This is a genomic window from Roseiarcus fermentans (assembly GCF_003315135.1).
Classification (GTDB): domain Bacteria; phylum Pseudomonadota; class Alphaproteobacteria; order Rhizobiales; family Beijerinckiaceae; genus Roseiarcus; species Roseiarcus fermentans.
Genome location: NZ_QNRK01000015.1, coordinates 132,440 through 157,632, shown reverse-complemented (window position 1 = coordinate 157,632; position 25,193 = coordinate 132,440). Strand labels below are relative to the sequence as shown.

Genomic DNA, 25,193 nt, shown 5'->3' with positions numbered 1-25,193 from the left:
ATGCCCGCCTCCCGCGAATCATGGCCCTTCTATCTATCACGCTGTTTCCGCTTCAGGAATCCCCAACCATCGAGTCAATCACGCGGAAACCGTATGATTTCTCTGCCGGGGCCGGCGCAATCTGGTGGCAAAGTCCGCGCTATGGCGCCTGCCTGAGGGTCCGGACGCAAAGGCTGGCTTGTCAAACTCGTCAGCCATGGGTTCTTCTGGCGCATCGATTCCGCGCTCGCCAACCTGCGGCGACGGTTTGCCGGTTCCGACGGTCACGCGTACACTGATGCGCCTCGAAGAGGATCTCATGCGCGACATTCTCGATCGTCGGCAAGCCCCCGCCCGGCGCCGCTTCGACGTCGACGGCTACGACCGGATGGCCGAGGCCGGAATCCTCACGCCAGACGACCACGTCGAGCTGATCGGAGGGGAAATCTTCGCCAAGCCGCCGATCGGCAGCGCGCACGCCGGAAAGACCAACCGGCTCAACCGGCTGTTCGCCGGCGCCGCGGCCGACGGCCTCGCCCTCGTCAGCGTGCGGGGCCCGCTGCGGCTCGACGCCTGGAACGAGCCCGAGCCGGACGTGATGCTTCTGCGGCCGAGGAACGGCGACTACAAGGATCGCCACCCCGGCGCGGCCGACGTCCTCCTCCTGGTCGAGGTCTCCGAGAGCTCTCTCGCCTATGACCGCGGGACAAAGCTTCCGCTTTACGCCCGGTTCGGCGTGCCGGAAGTCTGGATCGCCGATCTGCGGGGCGCCGCGGTCGAGGTTTACCGCCAGCCGGACGGCGGGGCCTACGGCTTCACGCAACGGCTGACCTCGGGGCCGCTCGCGCCGGCCCTCGTCCCCGGCGTCGCGATCGACGTCGGCGCGCTCCTGGCGTGACCGGCGCCGCTGGCGGCCGTCGCCGGAAGGCCGGCCGCGCCCGCGGCGCGACGACCCGGTGCGTGAGGCGGCCGACGGCCGACCCGCTTCCCGTCACGGCAGATCGGACAGGGTCTTGGGCCCCGGTCCCGGGGTGATCAGCGCCGGCCATTGATGCGAGCCGAACGGCGCCATCGGCGGCAGATTGACCGGAATGTCGCGCTTCTTGTCCTCGTCGATCACCACCTGGCGGGCGTCGCCGCCCATCAATTCGTAGTCCATCAGATGGTAGTCGCCGAAAAAGGCCGCGCCGACCGAACGGTCGGCGATGATCCGGGTCATCGACTCCATCATGTCGTCCGGCGTCGTGGTGAACGAGATGGTTTCGATCAGCAGAAGTCGATCGTTGATCGCCTCGGGCGGGAAAAACTGCGCCAGCACGGCGAACAGGACGTTGTTTTGCCGGGTGACATAGATCGTATTGCTCGCCGCGTAAGTCTTGTTCCATGCGTCGCCGAGCATCGCCTTCCAGCCTGCGAGGACGTCCATCCAGTGCTCGACCTGCGTCTGCGCCGCCCAGGCGACGTTCTTTTTCAACAGCGGTCCCTGCTTCTTGGCGAAGTCCTGCAACAGATCGGCCGAGATCGCGTTCGCCGCGAGCGTAGCGTCCATGAAGGCGATGTTGTTTTGCAGGATCGCCCGGCTAACGGGCTTCCAGTCTTCGCGCATCGGCGCGGCGTCGAGCCCGTCGAGGGCGGACTGCATGCGGCTGCGGTACGCGAGCAGCGGGCCGCGCCACGTCCGGTCGTCGGGGCTGTCGAGATAGGGAAGGACCACTTCGGTCAGCGCCATGGTGCTGTGGCCGACCGACTTGAGCAATTGATAGGTGATCGGAACCGGCGGCGCTTCGAGCGGCGCCATGCCCGGCCGATAGAGCAGGAAGCGTCCGCCCGCGCCGGTAAACAGGCCGAGAACGATCGGATGTTCGGCCCGAATGGTGTTTTGGAACAACCGCGCTGCGTTCGTGTAGAGTTCGAACATGGTCGTGTTGAGCGCGAGGATGTTGGCGACGCCGACCTCGGCCGGGCTCGACGTCTCGACGCCGACGATCTCCCCGAGGCGGCTCGACGCCATGTCGGCGTCGGCTGGCGCTGCGCCGAGCGCGACGGCGACCGCAATCGCTGCGCCGGCGCCGCCGAGCGCTTTTCCAAATGACTTCATTGACCGTCTCCTCATCCCCGACTACGGGCGCGGGCACTCAGCCCCTGTTTCGACCCAGGCCGAGATGAGCGCCCTCGCCTGATCCTGCGTCCCCGGGGCCGGCTCGCGGCCCGATCCGGGCGCCCACGCCCAGCCGACCAGATGATCGCCGCCGACATGCTCCACGAGCGCCGCCAGCGAGCGGCCGCCGTTTCGCGCCGGATCCCGGATCTGGGCGCAGATCTCTCCGAGCGTCCTTCCTTCCCAGCCCATCTCGCGCGGCGCGAGCCGCCAGGCCGGATTGCCGGGGACCCGCGCCGGTTCGAAATTCGCCGCCTGATGGCAGACCGGACATCGGAGCGCCGGAAGTCCGAGTCCGTCCGGTCCGCGCTCGACCGGGGGTTGATGCAGGCGCGCCGTGTCGCCTTGGCGCGGACGGTCCCCGGCCGGATGGCAGTTCATGCAGCGCGGACTGGTCAGCACTTTGCCGAGCTCGACGAAATAGGCGGCGGACCGCTCGGCCGGATCGCTGATCGACGAAAAGCTGTCGACGCTGCGAAGGGGGGCCGGCGCGGCGAGCGTCGCCGCGAAAGCAGTCAGAACGACGGTCGGCAGGGCTGCGGCCGCGACGAGCGACGACACGGCGAGGCGGCTCGTCACGGCGACCCCTTGCGAAGATAAAGCGCGGAATCCGCAAGGACGACGTCGCGCACCGCCTCGTGATATTTCACGTAGCCGGTGCAGCGGCACAGGTGGCCGTCGAGCGCCTCGGCGATGGTTCTTTCGAGATCGGCGCGCGCGATCGGCGTCCTCGCCAGGCGCTCCAGCAGGACCTGGGCTTCATTGAGGAACCCGGCGGTGCAATAGCCGCACTGGAAGGCGAAGTGGTTGATGAACGCCCGCTGCAACGCCGACAATTCGCCGCCCTTGGCATGGCCTTCCACGGTGCGGATCGCCTTGCCGTCGAAGCTCGCGGCTGGAACGATGCAGGTCGGGCTGGTTTCGCTCGCGCCGTCGGCATTGTCGACGATGATCGCACAACTGAGGCACTGTCCGACGCCGCAGCCGAACTTGACGCCGGTGACGCCGAGATATTCCCGCAAGAAATCGTTCATCGACAGGTCGTCCCGCACCGCGCTGGGACCGTGAGCGACGCCGTTGACGGTGACGGTGATCGACTTCATCGCGGCGCTCCGGTTCGGATCGCGTCCGCGAGCATGGCCTGCGTCACCGGCAGCGAGCGAAAACGGCAGCCGGTCGCGTCGAAGATCGCGTTGAGCAGCGCCGGGACGACGGGAATCATCACCACCTCGGCCATGCCCTTCGGGCGTTCGTCCGGTTCGACCGGCGCCAGCACCTCGACCTCGAGCGCGTGCAACGGCAGGTCCGAGGCCCTGGCGACGAGATAGCGCCCGAGATTCCAGGTTCCGTCGCCGGGTCCGCCCTCGTAGGGCGGCAACGATTCGAGCAGCGCGTAGCCGACCCCCATGGCGAAGCCCCCTTGCGCCTGGCCGATCACGATTTCCGGCGCCAGCGCCCGTCCGCATTCGAGGACGCTGTAAGCCCTGGCGATGCGGATCGCGCCGGTCGCCCGCTCGACCTCCACGCGCACCAGGGCGCCGCAGAGCGAGGCGTAGCTGGTCCCGATCCGGTTGTAGTCGGTCGGCGGGAACGCGACCGCAGAACGGTCGAGACGGACGAAATCGCCGCTTCCGCGCCGCACGGCGAGGGCGTCGATGTCAGCCGACCACGCCTCCTCGTCGTCGACCCGGAAGGCGGCGCTCGACCAGGCCCAGCGGTTGAAGCCGTGCGTCATCGCGGCCGTGACGCCGTTTTGCGCGTGCGCCCGGGCGGCGAGATCGGCGAGGGCGAGCGGCGCCAACCCGGGCATGACGAGTTCGCCGTCTTTCCACAACGCTTGCCGCCACGCTCCCGCCAGCGGATCGGACTTCGGCACGCGCCACAGATCGAGCGCCGCCGGCCACAGTCCGTAACGGAAGACGATGCGCGCGGCCTCGGCCGCCGCATGCGTTCCGACATGGGCGCCGATGGAAGCGGTGCTGGCGGAACTGATGGCCGGGACCCAGCGCGGGTTCTGCTGCGCGGCGTCCTGCATCTCCTGACTGATCCGGTAGGGGTCGCTCGAGGTGACGAGGCCGAGCGGGTCGAACGCGTCGATCCGGGCGGTCGCGACCTCGTCGGCGATGCGGCCGAGATGGGCCGCGACCCGGTTGGCCGCCGCGGTGCCGATCCCGTTGCCCATCTCGACCGAGTCGCAGGCGATCGAAATCATCCCGCGGGCGTCGATCGCGACCGATCCGAGCGAGCAGTCCGCGCCGGAGCCGTAGTCCTTGGCGGCGCAGGCGACGCCGGTTCCGACGAGGACGCCAGCAGGGGCGCCGGCCCTGGCGTCGGCGCGGTCGCGCCAGATCGGATGCGCCTCCAGCTTGTCGAGGATCTCCGGCGTCCGGACCGACACGATATAGGCGTTGCCGGCCAGGGTTTTCCCGCCGGTCGCGAGGGCGTTGCGGCGGCGGAACGCGATCGGGTCGAGCGGCAGCGTCGCGCAGATCTCGTCGACCAGGGTCTCGAGCGCGGTCATCGTCTGCACCGTGCCGTAGCCGCGCATCGAGCCCGCGGTCACGCCGCGCGAATGGAAGGCGTAGGTCGTGATGTCGGCCTTCGGGGCGTAGTAGATTCCGAGCGCGGCGTTGGCGCCGACGGTCGCGACGTTGGCGGAGAAATTGGCCAGCCCGCCCCCGTCGAGCGCGTGGTCGGCGGCGAATGCGACAATCTTGCCCGTCGCGCGCTCGACCCCGATCTGGGTGCGCATCGCGAAGGCGTGCCGCTTGACGCCGGACTGGAACTGATCGAAGCGCGTGTTCGCCAGCCGGACCGGACGGTCCGGAACGAACATCGCCGCCAGCGCCGCGTAGAGTGGGAACGGCGTGTGGTCGCGGCCGCCGAACCCGCCGCCGCAGGAGGCGAAGTGCATGGCGATGCGCTTCGGCCGAACAGCCTGGTCAGCCGCGCCGAGCATGAAGGCGACCGAATCCGCCGCCTCGTACGGGGATTGAACCCCGAGCACCAGTTCGAGAGTCTCGCGCCCGGCGTCGTACCAGGCCAGCGCGCTTTCCGGCTCGAGGAACATCGGATCGACCGACTGGGTCCGGAATTCACGATCCAGAACCAGCACCGCCGGGTCGTGCGTCGCGAGGTCCGCGCGTATCTGCTCGCCGATGGCTGCGACCCTGGCGTAATCCTGTCCCGTCGGGATCGGCAGGCGGGCCCAGATCGGGCGCTTCCCGTTCGGCGCCGTCTCGAATTTTCCCGGACTGACCCAGCCGTCCTTGACCGGCGAGACAACATCGGGGGCCTCGGGCGTCGGCCCTCCCACGCGGGTGAAGCGGAACGCGCCGTAGCCGGGCGTCTCCACCGGGGCGGTTTCCTCGCCGAATTTTGCGAAGGCCGCGTCACGCAACGCCATGCGCGCCTGGTCGAACAGGTCGAAGTCTGCGAACACAAGCAGCGCGAGCGGTTGGCCGAGATAGAGCGGCGTCGTGTCGACCGGGCAGAACAGGTCGCCTTCGTAAAACGCGGGAACCCGCACGCCGATCCGCGCGACGTCTGCGGCGGTGACGAGCGCCGTCGGAGCGAGCGCTCCGCCGAGCGCCGAGAGGTCGAGGCCGCGGAAGACATGGGTCGCGTCGGCCGCGCGCAGCATGAGCGCGTGCGCCGTTTTCGACGGCCAGCCCGGCATGTCCCCGGCGCGGAAGTCGGATGCGTAGAGCTTGGCGCCCGTCACCTTGGCGACGCCGTCGATGCGGCCGGCCGCATGGATCGCCGGATTCCAGCTCCCGCGCCCCGGCATTGTCTCGCGTGTGTCGAAATCGAGCGGCGCTGCGCCGGCCAGACGGGTAAAGCTGAGTGTGATTCCGCTCGCGACCACCGAGCGAACGAAATTGCGCCGCGACATGGGCATCGAATTCTGCCTCAACTCGGCATTTCCTCCACAGTCTCGGTGCGAGACTCGACCAGAAGGCAAGCCAATAGCTGGCCGTTCGACTTCGGCGGCCTGGACCTGAATCAGTCTCCTTGCGAAAAAACCGTCCCCGATCCACTGCAAACATGTTAGCAAGAGCCGGCGATGATAGCAAGCCGACGGCCCGGCTCAGGCCTCGGACGGCGGCTTGCGCGCGAGACGGCTGCGCACGAGGATCAGCGCGATCGCCGCCGAGCCGAGGCGGGCGACGGTGTTGTCGGCGCGGCTGGTCAAGATGATCGGCACGCGCGCGCCGAGCACGATGCCGGCCATGTCGGCGTCGGCCAGATAGACGAGCTGCTTGGCCAGCATGTTGCCGGCCTCGAGATCGGGCACGACGAGAATGTCGGCCTGTCCCGCGACCGGCGAGACGATGCCCTTGGTGCGCGCCGCCTCCAGCGAGACGGCGTTGTCGAAGGCGAGCGGCCCGTCGAGCACGCCGCCGGTGATCTGGCCGCGGTCGGCCATCTTGCACAGCGCCGCAGCGTCGAGCGTCGAGCGGATGTCGGGCGAGACGGTCTCGACCGCCGACAGGATCGCGACCCTCGGCGTGACGACGCCGAGCGCGGTGACGAGGTCGATGGCGTTCTGGACGATGTCGCGCTTGTCGATCAGCGTCGGATAGATGTTGACCGCGGCGTCGGTGATGAACAGCGCTCGCGGATAGGCGGGCGCGTCGATCGCGAACACGTGGCTGATGCGGCGGGCGGTGCGCAGGCCGGTGTCGGCCGCGACCACCTCGTGCATCAGTTCGTCGGTGTGCAGGGCGCCCTTCATCAGGGCCTCGACCTCGCCCGACCGCGCCATCGCCACGGCCTTCGCCGCCGCCGCATGACTGTGTTCCGTGGCGACGATCCTCAAGCCGGCGATGTCGACGCCGTGGGCCGCGGCCGCCTGGCGGATCTTGGCTTCCGGCCCGATCAGCACCGGCTCGATCAGGCCCTCGCGCGCGGCCTCGACCGCTCCGGCGAGCGAGGCCTCGTCGACGGGATGCACGATCGCGGTCCGGATCGCCTTCATCGAGCGTGTGGCCTCGATCAGCTGCCGGTAGCGCCGGCCCTTCTCGCGCATCTCCGTCACATAGTCCTCGCGCGGCTCGGCGACGACCGCCTTCTTCGGCGCCACCACCTCGGCGCTTCCCGACATGGCGAGGTCGCCGTGCTGGTTGGTGGCGCGGACGCCGACGGTGACGCGCCGGCCTTCCGGCGCCTTGCCGGTGACCTTGGCGACGATCGTCATCACATCGCCCGGCCGGGCGGGGGTGGTCGTCTCGATCGTCTGGCTGACCAGCTTCGTGCCCGAGCCCGGCAGCCGCCCGGCGATCAGGGCGTTCATCAGCGCGCTCGCCCAGCCGGTCTGGCCGGCGTCGACGGCGAAGGCGCGGCTGGCGGCGACCGCCGGATCGACGAGACCGGCGCCCATCGTGGCCGCCTGGGTCGCGAGCAGAGAAAAATCCTCGGGCGTCAGGGTGTGGACGAACCGCTCCTCCTGGCCGACCTCCAACTGGTCGAACGGACGGTTACCAACCTCGGACATGAACCGCTCCCCTGTCGCGGCCGGTAAGTCCCGGACGCGATCTCCGCCCCGGCCTTTCCTTAGCCCAGGTCGCGGCCGGCGCGGATTGACGCCGATCAAACCGTGGACTCGATCGCCGATGTCTATAGGGTTCGGCCGGACGCGCAAGGTCGCAGGCCTTTGGCGTCGCCGTTCCGGAGCCTCGCCATGACCGGACCCGACGACAGCGGACAGGAGGCGACATTCCGCTTCCTCGCCGATCCCGCGACCCACGGCTCGCGCGGGCCGGTCGAGCGGATCGACACCGCGGGCGCGGTTGTCTTTCTCGCCGGCGACGACGCCTACAAGGTGAAGCGGGCGGTCAGGTTTCCGTTCATGGACCTCTCGACCCTCGAGAAGCGCCGGGAAGCCTGCGAGGCGGAGATCGCCGTCAATCGCGACAACGCGCCGGGCGTCTATCTCGCCGCGCTCCCGGTCGTCAAAACGTCCGGCGAGTTGACGATCGGCGGCGAGGGCGAGGTCGTCGAGTGGCTCTGCCACATGCGCCGGTTCGACGAGCGCGCGACGCTCGACCGGATCGCAGAACGGGAAGGCCTTTCCGACGCCCTCGTCGACGCGATCGCGCGCGCGGTTCGCGGCGCGCACGCCCGCGCCCCTTCACGCGACGGGGCGCGCGCCGCCGCCGAACTCGAGACCTATATCGAGCAGAACGACGCCGCCTTCGCCGCGCGGCCGGACCTCTTCCCGCAGGCCCAGGCGCGCCGCCTGACGCGGGAGACGCGTCTCGCCTTCGCGGTGGCGCGGCCGACCCTGCTCAGGCGCGGGCGCGAGGGCTTCGTGCGCCGCGGGCACGGCGACCTGCACCTGAGCAACATCGCCCTGATCGCCGGCGAGCCGGTGCTGTTCGACGCGGTCGAGTTCTCCGACGCGATCGCCAGCGGCGACGTGCTGTACGATCTCGCCTTCCTCATCATGGACCTCGAGGCGCGCGGCCTCAGACGGGCCGCCAACCGGCTGCTCAACCGCTATCTGGCCCCGGAACCGCCGGAAGCGCTCGCGGGACTTGCCGCGCTGCCGGTCTTTCTGAGCCTGCGCGCCGCGATCCGGGCGAAAGTGGAGGCCGCGCGCGGCGACCGCCTTCGGGACGCAGAGCGCGAGGCGGCGTTCCGGCTGGCGCGCGGCTATTTCACGCTCGCCGCGGGATTCCTCGCCTATGTCGCGCCCCGGCTGGTCGCGATCGGCGGCCTCTCGGGCTCGGGCAAGAGCGCGCTCGGCGAGACGCTCGCGCCGCGCCTCGGCCGAGCGCCGGGCGCCCTGTGGCTGCGCAGCGACGCGGAGCGCAAGGCGATGCGCGGCGTGGCGGAGACGGTCAGACTGCCGGCGGACGCCTATGCGCCGGAGGCGACCGCGGCGGTGTATCGTCGCCTCGAGGACAAGGCGCGGCGCGCGCTCGGCGCCGGCGCCGCAGTCGTGCTCGACGCCACCTTCGCCTCGGGCGCGGCCCGCGCCGCGGCCGGCCGCGCGGCCGCCGAGGTCGGCGTCGCCTTCGAGGGCCTCTTTCTCGAGGCGCCGCTCGCGGTCCGGATCGACCGGGTCTCGTCGCGCGGAAACGACGCGTCGGACGCCGATCGGGCGGTCGCGGAACGCCAGAGCGCCGACCCGCTCGCCGAACGGGGATGGAGCGCGGTCGACGCCTCCGGGACGCTCGGCGCGACGGTCGCGCGCGCGGCCGCGAGGCTCGGCCTCGAACCCGACTCGATCGCGGGGCAGGGGCCGGGCATCACTTGACCGACTTCGTAAAATCGTTGTTACCTCCTGTTCATGCCGGGTTCAGCGGAATTCAGGCATGGCGGCGCGAGCCCGGCCATTCGCCGCATCGCCGACATCTGGCCTTCGAGTCGAAGGGCTTTTGCGACCGGAGCGAACTCGGGGAGTGAACATGAGAATCCAATCGTTCAGGACCGCGGCGGCGGCGTTTCTCGTCGCGGCGGCCATGGGTTTGACGGCGACCGGCGCGGCGAGGGCCGAGAGCGTCATGAAGGCGTGCGGCGCCGAGTGGCAGGCGGCCAAGGCGAGCAACACCACCAACGGGCAGACCTGGCAGGAGTTCCTGAAGGGTTGCCGGACCCGCCATGCGAGCGCTCCGGCCGCCGCCGCTCCGGCAGCCGCGCCCGCTCCGGCGGCCGCTCCCGCTCCGGCGGCCGCGCCCGCCCCCGCGCCCGCGCCGATGGCTCCTGCGCCCGCCCAGGCGGCCCAGCCCAAGCCCGCTCCCGCGCCTGCGCCGATGAAGCCGATGGCCAAGCCCACGGGCGCAGGCGAATTCAGCACGGAGGCCGAGGCCAAGGCGCGCTGCCCAAGCGACACGGTGGTCTGGCTCAACACCAAGTCGCACATCTACCACTACGCGGGCACGCGCAGTTACGGCGTGACCAAGCAGGGCGCCTACATGTGCGAGGCCGACGCGGTCGCGGCGGGCGACAGGGCGTCAAAGAGCCGCATCGGCAAGAAGGCGCAGCAGCAGTAGCGCGCGCCTCCGAGTCGCGAACCGACGCGCCGCCTCGTTCCGGACGAGGCGGCGTTTTTCGCGCCTGCCTCGGCTCGCCTACCCGCCGCCCCAGGTCAGGAACAGGCCGATGTCGCCGAGGACGCCGTCCACGTAGGAGACGATCCGGGCGCTGAAGCCGAAGCCTTGCGGCTTGAGCTCCTTGCGCCAGCGGTCGTAGACGTCGGCGGCCTCGCCGCGCAGGGTCTCCTCCCAACCCTCCTCGGCGACGTCGATTCGCCGGCCGCCGTCGGTGCACAGATCCGAGGGGAATTGGAGCAGCAGATACTCCGTCTCGCCCTCGCTCGCGGCGAGCCTGGCGTGATCGAGCATGTCCTGCCAGAGCTGCGCGTCGACATGCCGATCGACCAGCGCCTTCACCTGGCGCCGCCGGTCGAGCTCGGTCGCTTTTTTCTCTCTCTCCTTGTGGTCGACCGTCTCCGACTTGAAGGAGTTCACCCGGGCGCGAAAGTCCGTTGCCGAAACCGCCAGCGCCGCCGGGGGCGCCGCGGCCGGCGCCTGCATCATGCGGATCGCGGCGCCGTCGCCATGCGACGCGGTCGGCCGGTCAAGCCCGCCGCGCAGGGACGAGCCGCCGATCAGGGATTCGAGGAAGCTCAGGAAACCCGCGCCGGGCTCCTCGTCCAGACGGGCCTTGGGAAGGCTCTCGACCACCTTCAGGAGGTCCGCGCGACTGACGACCCCGATCACCTGTCCGTTGTCGATGACCGGAAGCCGCTTGACGCGATGGGCGATCATCGCCTCGGCGATGTCCTGCGCCGACGCCTGCGGGCCGATGGTGACGAGCGGCGCGGACATCACGCCGCGCACCGGCTGGTCGCCGTGGCTGGCGAAGGCCGCGTCGGCGCCGGATCCCTCGGCCAGCATGCCGAGCCACCAGGCGCGGCGCGCCTCGTTCTGCCCGAGCAGGTCGCCGTCGCTGACGATGCCGATCGCTTCGCCCGAGGCGTTGAGAATCGGGATCGCGCCCACCCCCTTCTCCAGCATCAGCCGCGCCACCTCGCGGATCGTCGCGGTCTCCTCGGCCACGATGGCCGGCGCCGTCATCAGGTCGCTCGCGCGCAGGCGCAGGGCGCTCTCGGATTGGGTGTGCGTCATGCTCGGTCCTCGGATTTTTTCGCGCTGTGGGGGACGCCGTGCGAGCGCCCCAGCGCCCGGACGCGTACGCCGGCCAGACGACCGGACGTTGACACACAAATCGCCTGTCGATGCAAGGTCTTTCGAAACGGCGGATCGCGCCGCGGTCGGGCGGGCGCAGCGATGGGAACCCTCGATGGCGGCGCCCGTCGCCTGCCGGGCGGGCCCACCCGGCGACCTCGGGCGGTTGCGTTCCGGCGCCTTCCCGGCGCCGCCTCCATGTTGGGAGTGATCTCGGCTGGAAATGGATGCATAGTTCGCCGTCCCGGGCCGCGAGAGCCCGTCGTCCGCACGCGGGGGAACGCCATGTACGCCCAGGGGCTGAACAGCACGGATCCGGCGGCGGTCGAGGCCGAGGACCCGGACAGGCTCGCCGCCTTCCAGGCGCGCATCGACGCCGAGGAGAAGATCGAGCCCAACGACTGGATGCCGGCGCAGTATCGCCGCACGCTCGTGCGGCAGATCTCCCAGCACGCCCATTCCGAGGTCATCGGCATGCAGCCGGAGGGCAACTGGGTGACGCGCGCGCCGACGCTCGCGCGCAAGGCGCAGCTCCTGGCCAAGATCCAGGACGAGGCGGGACACGGGCTCTACCTCTATTCGGCGGCCGAGACGCTCGGGGTGACGCGCGAGGCGCTCTACGACCAGCTGCTGTCGGGCCGGGCCAAATATTCGTCGATCTTCAACTATCCGACCCTGAACTACGCCGACATGGGCGCGATCGGCTGGCTCGTCGACGGCGCGGCGATCATGAACCAGATCCCGCTCTGCCGCTGCAGCTACGGCCCCTACGCCCGCGCCATGATCCTGGTCTGCAAGGAGGAATCGTTCCACCAGCGGCAGGGCTACGCCATCATGGTCGCGATGTGCCGCGGGAGCGCGGAGCAGCGCGCCATGGCCCAGGACGCGCTGAACCGCTTCTGGCAGCCCTCGATCATGATGTTCGGCCCGCACGATTCGAACAGCACCCATTCGGAGCTGTCGATGAAGTGGAAGATCAAGCGTTTCACCAATGATGGCCTGAGGCGGAAATTCATCGACGCCACCGTGCCGCAGGCGCATTCCCTCGGCCTCACGATCCCGGATCCCGATCTCCGCTTCAACGAGGCGACCGGCCACTGGGAGCACGGGGCCATCGACTGGGACGAGTTCGCCCGTGTGCTCGGCGGCGACGGCCCGTGCAACCGGCAGCGGCTGAAGCATCGCCGGGCAGCCGAGGCCGAGGGCGCCTGGGTTCGCGAGGCCGCCGCCGCCTACGCCGCAAAGCGCCGCGGCGCGAACGAGCGCGCCGCTTGACGCAAAGCCATGAGGATCCCGACCATGACCGAAACCGCGACCCCCTTGTGGGAAGTGTTCGTCCGACCGCGCAACGGGCTCGCCCATCGCCACGTCGGCTCGCTGCACGCGCACGACGCGATGATGGCGTTGCAGGCGGCGCGCGACGTCTACACCCGCCGCGGCGAGACGCTGTCGATCTGGGTCGTCCCGTCCTCGGCGATCGTCGCCTCCGACCCCGCGGAGAAGGACATGATGTTCGAACCGACGGCGACCAAGATCTACCGGCATCCGACCTTCTACGACGTGCCCGACGACGTCGGCCACATGTGAGGCTTTCGCTCATGAGCTTCGCCTCCTGCGATCCCCGCGCCGCCTGGCTGATGCGCCTGGGCGACACGACCCTCGTTCTCGGCCATCGCATGACCGAGTGGCTGTCGCGCGCCCCGACGCTCGAGGAGGACATCGCGCTCGCCAATCTGGGGCTCGATCTGATCGGCCAGACGCGCCTCTTCTACACCCGCGCCTGCGAACTCGAGGGCGGCGCGCGCGACGAGACCGACCTCGCCTACCGCCGCGCCGAGCCCGACTACCGCAATCCGCTCCTCGTCGAGCAGCCCAACGGCAATTTCGCCGACACGATGGCGCGCCATCTGATCTTCGCAGGCTTCGCGACGCCGCTCTACCAGCGCCTCGCGGCGTCCTGCGACGCCGAGACGGCGGGGATCGCGACCCGCTCGGCGCGCGAGACGACCTACCATCTGCGTCATGCGGGCGAATGGATGATCCGGCTCGGCGACGGCACCGACGAAAGCCACGAGAGGGCGCAGGCGGCGCTGGACGATCTCTGGCCCTATGTTCCCGAGTTGTTCGAGGCCGACGACCTCGACCGCGCCGTCGCCGCCTCCGGTTTCGGCGTCGATCCCTCGACCCTGCGGGACGACTTCGACGCCGCGGTCGACGACGTCCTCGCCCGCGCGCGGCTCGCGAAGCCGGCCGAACCGCGGGGGCAGCGCGGCGGCAAGGCCGGCCGGCACAGCGAGCATCTCGGCCACATTCTGGCGGAGCTGCAGTATCTGCAGCGGGCCTATCCGGACGCACGGTGGTGAGCCAAGCTCCCGTCGACCCGGTCGCTGACCGCGCCCGCGCTCAACGCGCGCGGCTACAGGCCGCCCGCGCCGCGGCGGCGCGCGTGACCGACCCGGAAGTCCCCGTGCTCGGGATCGACGACCTCGGCATCCTGCACGACGTCGCCATCGACGAGGCCGGGACGGTGACGGTCACGATTCTGCCGACCTATTCCGGATGTCCGGCGATGGGGGCGATCGCGCTCGGGATCGAGGCCGAACTCGCCAGGGACGGCTTTCCCGAGGCGCGCGTGAAGCTGACCAACACGCCGGCGTGGTCGACCGAGCGCATGAGCGAGGCGGCGCGCGAAAAACTGCGCGCCTGCGGGATATCGCCGCCGGAGCGGGCCTCCGGCAAGCGCGCGCTGTTTTCGCCGTCACCCGACGTCGTCTGCCCGCGCTGCGGCTCGCCCGACACCGAGCGGGTGTCCGAATTCGGCTCGACCGCCTGCAAGGCGCATTGGCGCTGCCGCGCCTGCCGCGAGCCGTTCGACCACTTCAAATGCATCTGAGACGCCGATGAGCCGCTTCCATTCCCTGGAAATCGTCGACCGCAGGCAGGAGACGGCGGACAGCGTGTCGCTCGCCTTCGCGGTGCCCGAGAGCTTGCGCGGCGCCTTCGCGTTTCAGCCCGGCCAGTATCTGACCGTCAGGGTCACGATCGACGGCGAGGAATGCCGGCGGTCCTACTCGATCTGCTCGGGGGCGGACGAGGGCGAACTGCGCATCGCGATCCGCGCGGTCGAGGGCGGCCGGTTCTCGCGTTTCGCGGCCGAATCGCTCGGGCGCGGGGCGCGGCTCGACGTCGCGCCGCCCGAAGGGCGGTTCACCGCCGAGATCGGCGCCGACCGGCATTACGCCTTCTTCGCCGCCGGCTCCGGGATCACCCCGGTGATCTCGATCGTCCGCTCGACCCTCGCAGCCGACGCGAGGGCGCGCGCGACCCTCGTCTACGGCAACCGGACGAGCGCGAGCATCATGTTCCGCGAGGCGCTCGACGACCTCAAGGACCGCTATCTCGGCCGCCTGGCGGTCTTTCACGTGCTGTCGCGCGAGCGGCAGGCGTTCGACCTGCTGAACGGTCGGATCGACGGCGCGCGCGTCGCGCTGTTCGCGCGCACGATCGTTGCGCCGGCCGACGTCGACGCCTGGTTCCTGTGCGGCCCGTTCGGCATGATCGAGGACGGGCGGACGGCCCTCCTCGCCGCCGGCGTCGAGCCGTCGCGGATCAAGGCGGAACGCTTTTCCACCGACGGCGCGCTCCCGCCCGCCCCCGGGCCGGCGCCGGCGCGCGCCGGGCACGAGGGGGAAGCGCAGGTCGACTGCATCCTCGAAGGCCGCTCGCGCCGCATCGCGGTCGAGCCGGGGCGGCTGATCATCGAGGCGGCGCACGGGCAGGGGTTCGAGATCCCCCATTCGTGCAAGGGCGGGATGTGCTGCACCTGCCGCTGCAAGGTGCTGGCGGGCGCGGTCGCGATGGACGTCAACTACTCGCTCGAGCCCTGGGAGCTCGAGGCCGGCTTCGTGCTCGCCTGCCAGTCCCGGCCGCTGACGCCGGCCGTGACGCTGGACTTCGACGCGGCGTGAGAAAAGCCGGCGAGACCGGTTTTCGAGTTGGTTTCGAGCGACGGCAAGGGCTTGCGTGGCCATTTGCGTCCCGCCGTCACAGCCGGGCCGCTTCTCCCGACCTCGTCTCGAGCGTGTCGAAGGACGTTCGAGGGGGACACGGACCCCGTGCGCGCGGATCGGCGAGGTCGATCCGGGCCAGCGAGCAGGCGAGCGCGAGGCGATCGGCCCCGCGTTTCCCCGATCGCGCGTCCATGCTATTGCGCGGACGGCTTTCCGAACCACTTTTCGCTGATCTGCTGGTAGGTGCCGTTCTCGGTCAGCTTCAGCAGAGCCGCGTTGACCGAGTGCCGCAGCTCGGAGTTGAGCGGGAAGATGACGCCGTAGTTCTCCGTCTTGAACGGCGCGCCGACCAGACTGAACTTGTGGGTGGCGTCGTTGTTGACGAAGTATTGCATCACCGGCGCGTCATAGACGACGGCGACAGGCGCGTCATGCTGGTCGGCGCCGTTGCTCACGGCGGCGGCGGCCTCGACGAAGTTGGGATATTGCATCACCGATGCGTTGAGAGCCCTGAGGAAGGGGACGGCGGTCGAGCCGCTGACGGCGGCCACGCGCTTGCCCGCGAGGTCGTTGGGACCCTTGATGTCGGTTCGCAGCGACGACAGGGTCATGGCGCTCGCGAGCAAGCCGGTGACCGAGGCGAAGGCTGCGAGGCAGGTGAACGTCCAGATGTAGTTGAACAGCCAGCCCGCGGCGCCGCCCGGCCTGCCCTCGGCCACGAGCAGCACCTTTTCCGCCGTCCATCGATACGCCTGCGCGACGCCCGGCCAGTAGGACCGAGAGACCGGCCAATGCGACGACCCGGACAAGCGGTGCGTCAGCCACGCGACGTGCGCCGGTACGAGAAGCGCGACCAACGCCAGGCCGATCGCCGCGTACAGCCGCGGCGACAGCAGCGCGTTGAGCCAGTCGAGCATGCCGCCCCCTTCCGACGCCACCATGATCTGCAGGCCGGAGCGGAACATGGGCTGGGAGAAATCGAGCGTCTTCTCGCGCTCGGCGGTGATCGAGACGGCCGAGATGCCCACCGGGTTCCCGCCGCTTCTCACGGCGTCCAGCAGTTCGATCAGAGTGGAGTAGGGCTGCAGGTGACTCCTGATCCCCGCTTCGCTCGCGATCGCGCGCCACAGATCCACGCTGAAGCCGGAAAGCTCCCCGGAACCGTCCCTGATGACGAAGGGCGGCACGACGCGCGTTGCGACCGCCAAATCATTGACGCCATTTGGCGCCGTGGAGCCGGTTTGCGCGGTTGCAGGCGCCGCCAGCAGGGGTAACAGAAGAGCGAGCGCGCGGAAAACACGTAACCAGTCGTAGTGAAAACCCAATTGCCGACTCAGCAGATCATGTATATTGCGAACCATAAGCCTATGCCCCCCATATTAGCGATGATGCTGGCGTCAGCGAGTGCGTAACCGGGCATCAACTTGCTCATTCTGGTTGATTTTTTTTAGTTGTAATTGCAGTAATGAGCACAATTCGAGAATAAATGTTTATCTGAATAAATAAAACGTGAGTCATATTGTGGATTTTATCGATCCTTGGGCACGGCGCTAACGAGGAATTAGGCCATTCTTCTGACACCGAGGGTCTCTTATCCAACAAGATTACGACGTAAACTAATTACCAGATCGCCAAGCGTACTGCAAGCGCGGCGTCAGGGGGAAAGAGACGGCGCTATTGGGTCTAAACAATATTATGAATTTTTTGCGACGCGTCATGATTTTGGTGAAGCGGGAGAATTTCTCCCACGACGCTGACGTTGGGGAAGTTACCCTTCGCAGCCTCCGCTTTTCAATCGACGCTCACTATCGGCAGTCCGGCGACCCAGCGTTTCACGAACTTACGAGGCCGATGCCCTTGACTCTTTTGTAGCGTGCTTGTCTCACTGTTAACTTAAAGTACGGGATGAAACGCGCACGCCGACGGTGATTTGAATGTCTACCCGTTCCCTGCAGGTCACTGAGTTTCTTAGGCGCGCGTCCGGCTCGAAGCGGCTCGAAGCGGCGGCGCCGTTGGATCACTTGGCGCTTGAGCCGCACGACCACGACAGGATCATGACCGCTCTGCGGAAAGCGGACGCAGGGGAACCTCTCGACGAGGCCGAACAGTTCGCGATCGAGGCGATCGTCATCCCCGATTATCGCCCCGCCCTCGAGATTGTGGCGAACGACTACGGCCCGGTCGCGAACCCGGCGTGGTCGCGCCTCAATGACGAGGACGTGCGCGCGCGGCTGAAGCCGCTCTTCCGTTCCGTCGGGCGGATCCAGGTCGACGGCTACCCGGGGCATCCGCTCTTCGGCGCAGGCTTCGTCGTCGGCCCCGACCTGGTCATGACCAATCGCCATATCGCCGAACTCTTCAGCGTCGGCGTCGGCAAGAAGCTGATGTTCCTGTCCGGGAGAAGCGCGGCGATCGATTTCGACCACGGCCCCGACCGTGGCGGCGACGCCATGCCGGTGCGTGAAGTGGCGATGATCCACCCCTTTTGGGACATGGCCCTGCTGCGGGTGGAGGGGTTGACCGACGCGCATCCGGCGTTGTCCCTTCAGGTCGACGCCGACGACGAATTTGCGGATCGGGACGTCGTCCTTCTCGGCTATCCCGCGTTCGACTGGCGAAACGCTTCGGGAGTCCAGGAACGGGTTTTCCGGGGCAATTCCAATGCGAAGAGGATGAGTCCGGGACGAGGCGTCGGTCGCCGGTCGCTGGCGAGTTTCGGCCACGAAGTGTCGGCCTTCGCCCATGACGCCTCGACGCTCGGCGCCAACTCCGGCGCGGCGATCATCGACCTCGAGACCGGAAACGTCATCGGACTTCACTTCACGTCGCGCTACCTCGAGGCGAACTACGCGGCGCCCGCCTGGGAGATGGCTGGAGACCCGCACATCGTCGAGGCCGGCGTGAATTTCGCCTCGTCCGTCCGCCCGAGCTCGGCGCGCGGCGCCGAATGGTGGAAGTTCGCGCTCGAGGGAGCGGCGGCGCTGGCCGCGCTCGGCGGCGCGGCGATGCTGGCGAGCCAGGCAAGCGCGGCCGAACCCGACGCCGGCAAGACGTCGCCGGACGCCGGCGCGCCCGTTTCCGGCGCCCATCAGCCGGACGCAAGAGCCCAGGGCGGCGACGCCGCCGTCGCCGACCGCGTCAAGAAAGCCGCGCTGGAGGCGCTCAAGGGCAATTCGATCGAGGAGGCGGCGCTCAACGCGCTCGGCGACTCGTCGCTGGCCAAGCTGGCGCGGGCGGCCGCCAGCAACAACGCCATCAGCAAGGCGGCGCACGATGCGCTCGGCGGCACATCGCTCGGCCAGGCCGCCGGCGCCCTGTTCGGCGACAACCCCCTGGCCAAGGCGGCGAGCGCCGCATTCGGCGGCGCCGCCCCGGGCAAGGCGTCCGACGCCGGCGGCGCTCTGGCGGGCCTGGCCGGCCTGGCGGGCGGCGGTCCGCCGGATCTCTCCGCGCAGTTCGCGGCCCTGACCGGCGGCGCAAGCGCGACATTGCCAGCAGCGAACGGCGCGCCGGTCACCGTTCCCGTCCAACTCAACCTGCGCATCAACGTCGTGTCCGGAGTCGGGTCGGACGGCTCGCCGGGCGGCGGCATCCTCCCGGTTGGCGCCGAGGGCGGGATCCCGGTCAATTTGAACTTCAGGTTCGAACACGAGATCAATCACACCGGCGCGGTCAACCACTCGGGCGAGGTCAATCACAGCGGGGGCTCCGGGGGCTCCGACCCCTTGAAGAGCCTGCAGAGCTTGACAGGCATCAAGGCTCCGGGCGGCGTGCAGAGCCTGTTGACGAGCGGGCTGGGCGTCGGCGTCGGCGCCGGCGTCGGCACGTCTGTCGGCCCGATGGTGTCCGCGCTGGGGTCCGCTCTGGGGTTCAAGAGCTCCTCCGCCGCAGCCACGCCGGCGTCGCCCGCCGCCGCCCCGACCGGCGCGTCCGCCGCCGTTCCGGCCGGCGCGTCCGCCGCCGCTTCGCCCGGCGCGTCCGCCGCCGCTCCGACCGGCGCGTCGGCCGGCGGATCGGCGACCCCGGGATCAACGGCGGGCGGTCCGGCGGCTTCAGGGGCCGGAACGGAAGCCGCCGGGCCGGCGGATCCTGGCCCCAAGCCCGGGGACGGGGAGCCGCAGCCGGGGGCTCCGGCGCAGCACGCTCATTCTCATTCCTTGGCAAGCAGCGACTCGCTGGCGCTGCCAGCCACCTCCGATTCGGCGAGCGGACCGCTCGGCGTCGAGAGCCCCGACAACGGAAGCGCCGCGCCGAGCGCCGCGAGTTCCTTGCCGTCCCTGTGGAGCTTTGCCAGCGCCCCGGCGACCACGGAGGCGCCGGCGCCGGCGCCGGTGGTGCGTTCGCTGGCGTCGACGCCCCCGCCCAGCCCCCTTCCGCAACCTCCCGATCCAATCTCCAAGATGATCCATTCGGTCTTCCCGGACCCGCCAACGTATTTTCCATCGACGTCCATCCCCGAACCCTCGATGGCCGTCATGGGGGCCATCGGCTTCGGGGCGCTCTTCGGCCTGGCCTCCGTACGGAAATGGAGCCGGGCGCGCGCCGGTCCCGGCGGCAGGCGGGGCGCGCCCTCCGGGCCGCGCTCCGCGTAGTGGAGACCCCGCGCGAACAGGCGCGCGGGGGACGTCGAGACACCCCAGGGCGCGCGCAGGCGGCGCGCGCGCCCGGACGGCCCGCCTCAGTCTTTCGGGCGCAGGTCGACGATCCGCTTCGCCTTGCCCTGCGAGCGCTCGACGCCGCCGGGATCGACCACGCGCACCGCCGCCGTCACGCCGACGACCGACTTGATGTGGTGCGCGAGTTCGCGCGCGCCGCGTTCGCGCTCGGCTGCGCTCGCCGCATGGGGCCGCGCCTCGACCACCACCGTCATCGCGTCCATGCGCTCGTGACGGCCGAGCTCGATCTGGAAGTGCGGCGACAACGTCTCGCACTTCAGCGTCTGCTCCTCGATCTGCGACGGGAACAGGTTGACGCCGCGCAAAATGATCATGTCGTCCGAGCGCCCGGCGATCCGCTCCATCCGGCGCATCGAGCGCGCCGTGCCCGGCAGGAGCCTGGTCAGGTCGCGGGTGCGGTAGCGGATGATCGGCATCGCCTCCTTGGTGAGCGAGGTGAAGACGAGCTCGCCGGGCGAGCCGTCGGGCAGGACCTCGCCCGTCTCGGGATCGATGACCTCGGGATAGAAGTGGTCCTCCCAGATGTGCGGCCCGTCCTTGGTCTCGACGCATTCGCAGCTCACGCCCGGCCCCATGACCTCCGAAAGGCCGTAAATGTCGACCGCGTGCATGTCGAAGGCCTGCTCGATTTCGGCGCGCATGGCGTTGGTCCAGGGCTCGGCGCCGAAGATGCCGACCTCGAGGCTGCAGGCGCGCGGATCGAGGCCGGCCCTGCGGAACTCGTCCAGGATCGCCAGCATGTAGGATGGCGTCACCATCACGATTTCCGGCTTGAAATCATGGATGAGCTGCACCTGGCGCTCGGTCATGCCGCCCGAAACCGGAATGACCGTGCAGCCGAGCCGCTCCGCGCCGTAATGCGCCCCGAGGCCGCCGGTGAACAGGCCGTAGCCGTAGGCGACGTGAACCTTCATGCCGGGCCGGCCGCCCGCGGCGCGGATCGACCGCGCCACCACCTCGGACCAGACGTCGAGGTCCGCCTTGCTGTAGGCGACGACCGTCGGCTTGCCGGTGGTGCCGGAGGAGGCGTGAAGGCGCGCGATGCGCTCCTGCGGCACCGCGAACATGCCGAACGGATAGGTGTCGCGCAGGTCGGTCTTGGTGGTGAACGGGAATTTTTTCAGGTCGTCGAGGCTGCGGCAGTCCTCCGGGCGGACGCCCGCGGCGGCGAATTTCGCGCGATAATGCGGCACGTTGTCATAGGCGTGGCGCAGCGTGCGGCTCAACCGCGCGAGCTGGAGCGCCGCGATCTCGTCGCGCGAGGCGATCTCGATCGGATCGAGGCTCTGGGTCCGGGAGGCGAAAGTCGTCATCGGCGGGTCCCCCCTTTGCGCTTCAGAAGAACGTCCCCGGCGCCGTGCGGCTGATGCCGCGGAACTCGGCGATCGGCGTCCCCTGTTCGTCGGCGACGCTGACGTCGTAGACGCCGCTGCGGTCGACGCGCCGCACTTCACGCGCGGTCGCGGTGAGCCTCGACCCCTCGCGGGCGGGCCTGAGATAGGTGATCGAACAGTGCTGCGCGACGCAGCGCTGGTTGTGACTGTTGCAGGCGTAGGCGAAGGCCGTGTCGGCGAGCAGGAAGATGAAGCCGCCGTGGCCCGTGCCGTGGCCGTTGGTCATCGCCGCGGTCAGGAGCATCGACAGCGAGGCCTCGCCCGGACCGACCGCCTCGATCCGGATGGCGTGTCGCTGCACCGTGTTGTCTTCCGCCGACATCAGATCGGCGCACCTGCGCGCGATGTCCTGGGGCGACACCGGGTCAGCCCTTGCGGCCGCGAAAGTCCGCCGGCCGCTTTTCCAGAAAGGCGCGCACGCCCTCGACATATTCGTCGGCCGCGCCCGCCTCGCGCTGGAGGTCGCGCTCGCAATCGAGCTGCGCGTCGAGGCTGTTGGCGGACGAAGCGAGAAAGGCGCGCTTCATCAGGCCGTAGGCGTGGGTCGGACCGGCCGCGAGCCGCATGGCGAGCTCGCGCGCGACCCCCATCGCCTGGTCGTCGTCGACCGCGCGCCAGATCATGCCCCAGGCCTCCGCCTGTTCGGCCCCGATCGGATCGGCGAGCAGCATCAGGCCGCGGGCGCGCGCTTCGCCGACGAGCCGGGGCAGAAACCAGGTGGCGCCGGAATCGGGCACGAGGCCGATGCGCGCGAACGCCTGCAGGAATTTCGCCGATTTCGCCGCGACGACGATGTCGCAGGCGAGCGCGATGCTGGCGCCTGCGCCCGCGGCGGCGCCGTTGACCGCGCACACCACCGGCTTCGGCAGGGCGCGCAACGCGCGCACCAGCGGATTGTAACGGGTCTCGATCGTCTCGCCGAGATCGGGCCGTTGGCCCGCCGGCGCGACCGCGCGGTCGGCGAGATCCTGGCCGGCGCAGAAGCCCTTGCCCGCGCCGGTGAGCAGGACGACGCGGCAATCCTGGTCCTCCGCCGCGCGTCGCAGCGCCGCCGCCAGCGCCTCGTGCAGCGCGACGTTGAAGGCGTTCATCCGGTCGGGGCGATTCAGCGTCAGCGTCAGCACGCCGCCCTCCTGCGCCTCGATGAGGACCGGTTGCGGCGATGGGTCGGCGGCGTCCGCCATGGTCGTCCTCCCGAGACGATTGCGAGCTTGTTTGGGAGCGGACTATAGATTGACCGACCCGCCGGCAATCGCAATCTGCGCGGCAGGGAGCGCGTGGCGCCGGGGCGGAACCAGGGACCGATGAGCGAAGCCTTCCTCTGCGACTATGTCCGCACGCCGATCGGGCGCTACGGCGGCGCGCTCGCGACCGTGCGCGCCGACGATCTCGCGGCGATCCCGGTGCGCGAGCTTCTGCGGCGCAACCCCGGCCTCGCCGGGGCGGTGGAGGAGGTGGCGCTCGGCTGCGCCAATCAGGCGGGCGAGGACAACCGCAACCTGGCGCGCATGGCGCTCCTGCTCGCGGGGCTGCCGGACGCCGTGTCCGGGGTCACGCTGAACCGCCTGTGCGCCTCGGGCATGGACGCGGTCGCCGCCGCCGCGCGGGCGATCAAGGCGGACGAGATCGAGCTCGCCCTCGCCGGCGGCGCCGAATCGATGACCCGCGCGCCGCTGGTCATGGGCAAGGCCGAGACGGCGTTCCAGCGCTCGGCCGAGACGTTCGACACGACGATCGGCTGGCGCTTCGTCAACCCGCGGATGAAGGCGCTCTACGGCGCCGACTCGATGCCCGAGACGGCGCAGAACGTCGCCGACGACTTCCGGATTTCCCGCGAGGACCAGGACGCCTTCGCGCTGAGATCGCAGGCGCGCGCGGCGGCGGCGCAGGCGAACGGAACCTTCGCGGCCGAGATCGTTCCGCTCGAGATCAGGGACCGCAAGGGCGCCGTCACGAGTGTGGCGAGGGACGAGCACCCGCGCGCCACCACCCTCGAGGCGCTGGCGAAGCTGCGCGGCATCGTGCGGCCGGACGGCAGCGTCACCGCGGGGAACGCCTCCGGCGTCAACGACGGCGCGGCGGCGCTGGTCGTCGCCTCGGCGGCGGCGGCGGCGGCGCACGGGCTGACGCCGATCGCCCGCGTGCTCGGCTACGCCAGCGCCGGCGTCGCGCCGCGGGTGATGGGCGTCGGCCCGGTTCCGGCGGTGCAGACGCTTTGCCGCCGGCTCGGCCTGACGCCCGCGGACTTCGACGCGATCGAACTGAACGAGGCTTTCGCCGCCCAGGCTTTGGCCTGCCTGCGCGGGCTCGGCCTCGCCGACGACGCCGCCCATGTCAATCCGAACGGCGGCGCGATCGCGCTCGGCCACCCGCTCGGCATGTCGGGCGCGCGCCTGGCGGGAACCCTCGCGCTCGAACTGCGCCGGCGCGGCGGCCGCTACGGCCTCGCCACGATGTGCGTCGGGGTCGGACAGGGGGTCGCGCTGGCGATCGAGCGGGTGTAGCCGGGGGCGCGTCAGGTCTCGGGCGGCTCGGGCTCGCCCCGCTTGCGCGTGACCGCCTTGCGGGCGGACGCCTTGCGATCCTCAGCGGTCCGGCCGACGTGCGGCCTTCGCCCCAATTGCCGCCAGTCGGTTTCCTGCATGGCGACGCCGAAGAACCGGGCGGCGCTCTTGATGTTTTCGAAGGCGCGCGCCCGGTCCGCGTCCGCGACCGGGACTCTGTCGCCGGAATGGGCGACGGCGTCGGGCGCTGGACGCGCGTCCGTCGGCGGCGCCTTCAGCCGATCGGGAAGCTGCGCGCCGTCGGCCGACTCGCCTCGCCCGCCCGGCTCGCCTTGCTTCTCATGCGGCTTCGCGGTCGTTTCCATGGCCGTTCTCCGTCTGTCGAAGGGGGAGACGCCCTGCTCCTCCGGTCCCTGCCCGTGGTCCGGGAGGAGCGCTCCGCGCCCGGTCCCGCCCCACGTGCGGATGGGACCGCAGATTCCGCGTCACGCGGCCTTGCGATTCAGGCCCTGCGTGGCGAGCGTGCTGAGAAGCTTGTCGGTCTTGATCTCTTCCTGCAGCGTCTCGTCGAGCAGTTTCGCCGCCTCGTCGAAGCCGAGCTCCTTGGCCCAGCTCTTCAGCGTTCCGTAGCGGCTGATCTCGTAGTGCTCGACCGTCTGGCCGGAGGCCACCAGCGCCGGGTCGAGGGCGTCGGTTCCCTTGAACGCCTCCATGAACTCCTTCGCCTCTTCGATGATGCCGAGGATCGCCTCGCAGGTCTTGCCGCGTGCCGGCTTGCCGATCTGCTCGAAGATCTGGTTGAGGCGTTCGATCTGCCCCTCGGTTTCTTCGCGGTGGGCTTCGAACGCCTGCTTCAGTTCCGGAGTCGTCGCCTCCCTGGCCATTTTCGGCAGGGCGCGCAGGATCTGCTTCTCGGCGAAATAGACGTCCTTGAGGGTCTCGGAGAACAGGTCCTCGAGCGGGTTGGCGGTCTTGCGGGTGGGCATGGCGGACTCCCTGGTGGCTTCGTGTCCCGCCGCCTCAACACTCGGGCGCACCATTGGTTCCGCGCGCTGTCGCCTCTTCTCCCCCCCCGAGACCGCCGGCAAGCGCAACGGGCGCGACGCGCCGGCGCCGGACGTCGGCGTCGGCGCTGAGCGCCGGCCGATCCGTTACCGGCGGCGTGACAGAGACCCACGCGGACGCAGCCGCCGAGCAGGGCCGACTGCGTCGCGAACGGCATCTGCTGTTTGCCCGCCGCCAGTGTGGATCGCGCAGGATAAGACGACCCTCGTC

22 protein-coding genes are annotated in these 25,193 nt (G+C 69.8%); 10 read left to right on the top strand and 12 right to left on the bottom strand.

Annotated features, from left to right (window positions below; genetic code table 11):
- Positions 1–298: 298 nt before the first annotated feature.
- On the top strand, positions 299–877 hold the full coding sequence (locus DFR50_RS15020) for a Uma2 family endonuclease (RefSeq protein ID WP_113890098.1): 579 nt from the start codon (positions 299–301) through the stop codon (positions 875–877).
- Positions 878–970: 93 nt separating this feature from the next.
- On the opposite strand, the gene DFR50_RS15015 is transcribed toward DFR50_RS15020, so the two are convergent.
- The 5 genes from DFR50_RS15015 to DFR50_RS14995 form a co-directional block, all read right to left on the bottom strand.
- Positions 971–2,077: a hypothetical protein gene (locus tag DFR50_RS15015; protein ID WP_113890078.1), complete on the bottom strand. Its 1,107-nt coding sequence runs from the start codon at positions 2,075–2,077 to the stop codon at positions 971–973.
- 21 nt (positions 2,078–2,098) lie between these two features.
- The gene (locus tag DFR50_RS15010; protein WP_210208906.1) at positions 2,099–2,716 is read right to left on the bottom strand and encodes an Isoquinoline 1-oxidoreductase subunit; all 618 of its coding nucleotides are present in this window, start codon (positions 2,714–2,716) and stop codon (positions 2,099–2,101) included.
- Positions 2,713–3,240, bottom strand: coding sequence for a (2Fe-2S)-binding protein (locus DFR50_RS15005; RefSeq protein ID WP_113890077.1), 528 nt, complete (start codon positions 3,238–3,240; stop codon positions 2,713–2,715). The genes DFR50_RS15010 and DFR50_RS15005 overlap by 4 nt, the downstream gene beginning before the upstream one ends.
- On the bottom strand, positions 3,237–6,038 hold the full coding sequence (locus DFR50_RS15000) for a xanthine dehydrogenase family protein molybdopterin-binding subunit (RefSeq protein WP_113890096.1): 2,802 nt from the start codon (positions 6,036–6,038) through the stop codon (positions 3,237–3,239). Before DFR50_RS15000 ends, DFR50_RS15005 begins: the two co-directional genes overlap by 4 nt.
- A 189-nt stretch (positions 6,039–6,227) precedes the next feature.
- Entirely contained in the window at positions 6,228–7,634 is a 1,407-nt protein-coding gene (locus DFR50_RS14995; RefSeq protein ID WP_113890076.1) for a bifunctional enoyl-CoA hydratase/phosphate acetyltransferase, read from the bottom strand.
- Positions 7,635–7,820: 186 nt separating this feature from the next.
- Here DFR50_RS14995 and DFR50_RS14990 point away from each other — a divergent pair, with 186 nt between their 5' ends.
- Together DFR50_RS14990 and DFR50_RS14985 are read left to right on the top strand one after the other, a co-directional pair.
- On the top strand, positions 7,821–9,401 hold the full coding sequence (locus DFR50_RS14990) for a bifunctional aminoglycoside phosphotransferase/ATP-binding protein (RefSeq protein WP_113890075.1): 1,581 nt from the start codon (positions 7,821–7,823) through the stop codon (positions 9,399–9,401).
- 151 nt (positions 9,402–9,552) lie between these two features.
- Positions 9,553–10,137 carry a hypothetical protein gene (locus tag DFR50_RS14985; protein ID WP_210208905.1) on the top strand — a complete coding sequence of 195 codons (585 nt, stop codon included), beginning with the start codon at positions 9,553–9,555 and terminating at the stop codon, positions 10,135–10,137.
- Between the two features lie 78 nt (positions 10,138–10,215).
- Here DFR50_RS14985 and DFR50_RS14980 read toward each other — a convergent pair whose 3' ends face one another.
- Entirely contained in the window at positions 10,216–11,274 is a 1,059-nt protein-coding gene (locus tag DFR50_RS14980) for a CBS domain-containing protein (RefSeq protein WP_113890074.1), read from the bottom strand.
- Positions 11,275–11,619: 345 nt separating this feature from the next.
- Between DFR50_RS14980 and paaA the strand changes: the two genes are divergently transcribed.
- From paaA to DFR50_RS14955, 5 genes are read left to right on the top strand one after another with little or no spacing between them, the layout of a single operon-like run.
- Positions 11,620–12,609 carry a 1,2-phenylacetyl-CoA epoxidase subunit PaaA gene (gene paaA, locus DFR50_RS14975; RefSeq protein ID WP_113890073.1) on the top strand — a complete coding sequence of 330 codons (990 nt, stop codon included), beginning with the start codon at positions 11,620–11,622 and terminating at the stop codon, positions 12,607–12,609.
- Between the two features lie 24 nt (positions 12,610–12,633).
- Positions 12,634–12,921, top strand: a complete 288-nt coding sequence (paaB, locus tag DFR50_RS14970) for a 1,2-phenylacetyl-CoA epoxidase subunit PaaB (RefSeq protein WP_113890072.1) — start codon at positions 12,634–12,636, stop codon at positions 12,919–12,921.
- An 11-nt stretch (positions 12,922–12,932) separates the two neighbouring features.
- Positions 12,933–13,697 carry a 1,2-phenylacetyl-CoA epoxidase subunit PaaC gene (gene paaC / locus DFR50_RS14965; protein WP_113890071.1) on the top strand — a complete coding sequence of 255 codons (765 nt, stop codon included), beginning with the start codon at positions 12,933–12,935 and terminating at the stop codon, positions 13,695–13,697.
- Positions 13,694–14,227 (top strand): 1,2-phenylacetyl-CoA epoxidase subunit PaaD, encoded by a 534-nt coding sequence (gene paaD / locus DFR50_RS14960; RefSeq protein WP_113890070.1) that lies wholly within the window; start codon positions 13,694–13,696, stop codon positions 14,225–14,227. Before paaC ends, paaD begins: the two co-directional genes overlap by 4 nt.
- A 7-nt stretch (positions 14,228–14,234) precedes the next feature.
- A complete protein-coding gene (locus tag DFR50_RS14955) occupies positions 14,235–15,302 on the top strand; it encodes a 2Fe-2S iron-sulfur cluster-binding protein (RefSeq protein WP_113890069.1) in 1,068 nt (355 codons plus the stop codon).
- A gap of 236 nt (positions 15,303–15,538) precedes the next feature.
- Here the strand turns inward: DFR50_RS14955 and DFR50_RS14950 are convergent, their stop codons facing one another.
- A complete protein-coding gene (locus DFR50_RS14950; RefSeq protein ID WP_170153226.1) occupies positions 15,539–16,552 on the bottom strand; it encodes a transporter substrate-binding domain-containing protein in 1,014 nt (337 codons plus the stop codon).
- 846 nt (positions 16,553–17,398) lie between these two features.
- Between DFR50_RS14950 and DFR50_RS32115 the strand changes: the two genes are divergently transcribed.
- The gene (locus tag DFR50_RS32115) at positions 17,399–19,936 is read left to right on the top strand and encodes a S1 family peptidase (RefSeq protein ID WP_170153225.1); all 2,538 of its coding nucleotides are present in this window, start codon (positions 17,399–17,401) and stop codon (positions 19,934–19,936) included.
- A gap of 86 nt (positions 19,937–20,022) precedes the next feature.
- Here the strand turns inward: DFR50_RS32115 and paaK are convergent, their stop codons facing one another.
- Genes paaK through paaG form a run of 3 tightly spaced genes read right to left on the bottom strand, consistent with a single transcriptional unit; the run spans position 20,023 to position 22,598 of the window.
- Positions 20,023–21,333, bottom strand: a complete 1,311-nt coding sequence (gene paaK, locus DFR50_RS14940; protein ID WP_113890067.1) for a phenylacetate--CoA ligase PaaK — start codon at positions 21,331–21,333, stop codon at positions 20,023–20,025.
- 22 nt (positions 21,334–21,355) lie between these two features.
- On the bottom strand, positions 21,356–21,775 hold the full coding sequence (paaI, locus tag DFR50_RS14935) for a hydroxyphenylacetyl-CoA thioesterase PaaI (protein ID WP_245427795.1): 420 nt from the start codon (positions 21,773–21,775) through the stop codon (positions 21,356–21,358).
- Between the two features lie 4 nt (positions 21,776–21,779).
- Complete coding sequence (paaG, locus tag DFR50_RS14930) at positions 21,780–22,598, bottom strand: 2-(1,2-epoxy-1,2-dihydrophenyl)acetyl-CoA isomerase PaaG (protein ID WP_113890065.1); 819 nt, start codon at positions 22,596–22,598, stop codon at positions 21,780–21,782.
- A gap of 120 nt (positions 22,599–22,718) precedes the next feature.
- Between paaG and pcaF the strand changes: the two genes are divergently transcribed.
- On the top strand, positions 22,719–23,918 hold the full coding sequence (gene pcaF, locus DFR50_RS14925) for a 3-oxoadipyl-CoA thiolase (RefSeq protein WP_113890064.1): 1,200 nt from the start codon (positions 22,719–22,721) through the stop codon (positions 23,916–23,918).
- A gap of 11 nt (positions 23,919–23,929) precedes the next feature.
- Here the strand turns inward: pcaF and DFR50_RS14920 are convergent, their stop codons facing one another.
- Positions 23,930–24,283, bottom strand: a complete 354-nt coding sequence (locus DFR50_RS14920; RefSeq protein ID WP_113890063.1) for a hypothetical protein — start codon at positions 24,281–24,283, stop codon at positions 23,930–23,932.
- 120 nt (positions 24,284–24,403) lie between these two features.
- Positions 24,404–24,904: a YciE/YciF ferroxidase family protein gene (locus DFR50_RS14915; RefSeq protein WP_113890062.1), complete on the bottom strand. Its 501-nt coding sequence runs from the start codon at positions 24,902–24,904 to the stop codon at positions 24,404–24,406.
- Positions 24,905–25,193 lie beyond the last annotated feature (289 nt).

Excerpts from the sequence above, each read along its gene's own strand:
- DFR50_RS15020 (WP_113890098.1), top strand. The coding sequence starts at position 299 with ATGCGCGACATTCTCGATCGTCGGCAAGCCCCCGCCCGGCGCCGCTTC.
- DFR50_RS15015 (WP_113890078.1), bottom strand. The coding sequence starts at position 2,077 with ATGAAGTCATTTGGAAAAGCGCTCGGCGGCGCCGGCGCAGCGATTGCG.
- DFR50_RS15005 (WP_113890077.1), bottom strand. The coding sequence starts at position 3,240 with ATGAAGTCGATCACCGTCACCGTCAACGGCGTCGCTCACGGTCCCAGC.
- DFR50_RS15000 (WP_113890096.1), bottom strand. The coding sequence starts at position 6,038 with ATGCCCATGTCGCGGCGCAATTTCGTTCGCTCGGTGGTCGCGAGCGGA.
- DFR50_RS14995 (WP_113890076.1), bottom strand. The coding sequence starts at position 7,634 with ATGTCCGAGGTTGGTAACCGTCCGTTCGACCAGTTGGAGGTCGGCCAG.
- DFR50_RS14990 (WP_113890075.1), top strand. The coding sequence starts at position 7,821 with ATGACCGGACCCGACGACAGCGGACAGGAGGCGACATTCCGCTTCCTC.
- DFR50_RS14985 (WP_210208905.1), top strand. The coding sequence starts at position 9,553 with ATGAGAATCCAATCGTTCAGGACCGCGGCGGCGGCGTTTCTCGTCGCG.
- DFR50_RS14980 (WP_113890074.1), bottom strand. The coding sequence starts at position 11,274 with ATGACGCACACCCAATCCGAGAGCGCCCTGCGCCTGCGCGCGAGCGAC.
- paaA (WP_113890073.1), top strand. The coding sequence starts at position 11,620 with ATGTACGCCCAGGGGCTGAACAGCACGGATCCGGCGGCGGTCGAGGCC.
- paaB (WP_113890072.1), top strand. The coding sequence starts at position 12,634 with ATGACCGAAACCGCGACCCCCTTGTGGGAAGTGTTCGTCCGACCGCGC.
- paaC (WP_113890071.1), top strand. The coding sequence starts at position 12,933 with ATGAGCTTCGCCTCCTGCGATCCCCGCGCCGCCTGGCTGATGCGCCTG.
- DFR50_RS14955 (WP_113890069.1), top strand. The coding sequence starts at position 14,235 with ATGAGCCGCTTCCATTCCCTGGAAATCGTCGACCGCAGGCAGGAGACG.
- DFR50_RS32115 (WP_170153225.1), top strand. The coding sequence starts at position 17,399 with ATGACCGCTCTGCGGAAAGCGGACGCAGGGGAACCTCTCGACGAGGCC.
- paaK (WP_113890067.1), bottom strand. The coding sequence starts at position 21,333 with ATGACGACTTTCGCCTCCCGGACCCAGAGCCTCGATCCGATCGAGATC.
- paaG (WP_113890065.1), bottom strand. The coding sequence starts at position 22,598 with ATGGCGGACGCCGCCGACCCATCGCCGCAACCGGTCCTCATCGAGGCG.
- pcaF (WP_113890064.1), top strand. The coding sequence starts at position 22,719 with ATGAGCGAAGCCTTCCTCTGCGACTATGTCCGCACGCCGATCGGGCGC.
- DFR50_RS14920 (WP_113890063.1), bottom strand. The coding sequence starts at position 24,283 with ATGGAAACGACCGCGAAGCCGCATGAGAAGCAAGGCGAGCCGGGCGGG.
- DFR50_RS14915 (WP_113890062.1), bottom strand. The coding sequence starts at position 24,904 with ATGCCCACCCGCAAGACCGCCAACCCGCTCGAGGACCTGTTCTCCGAG.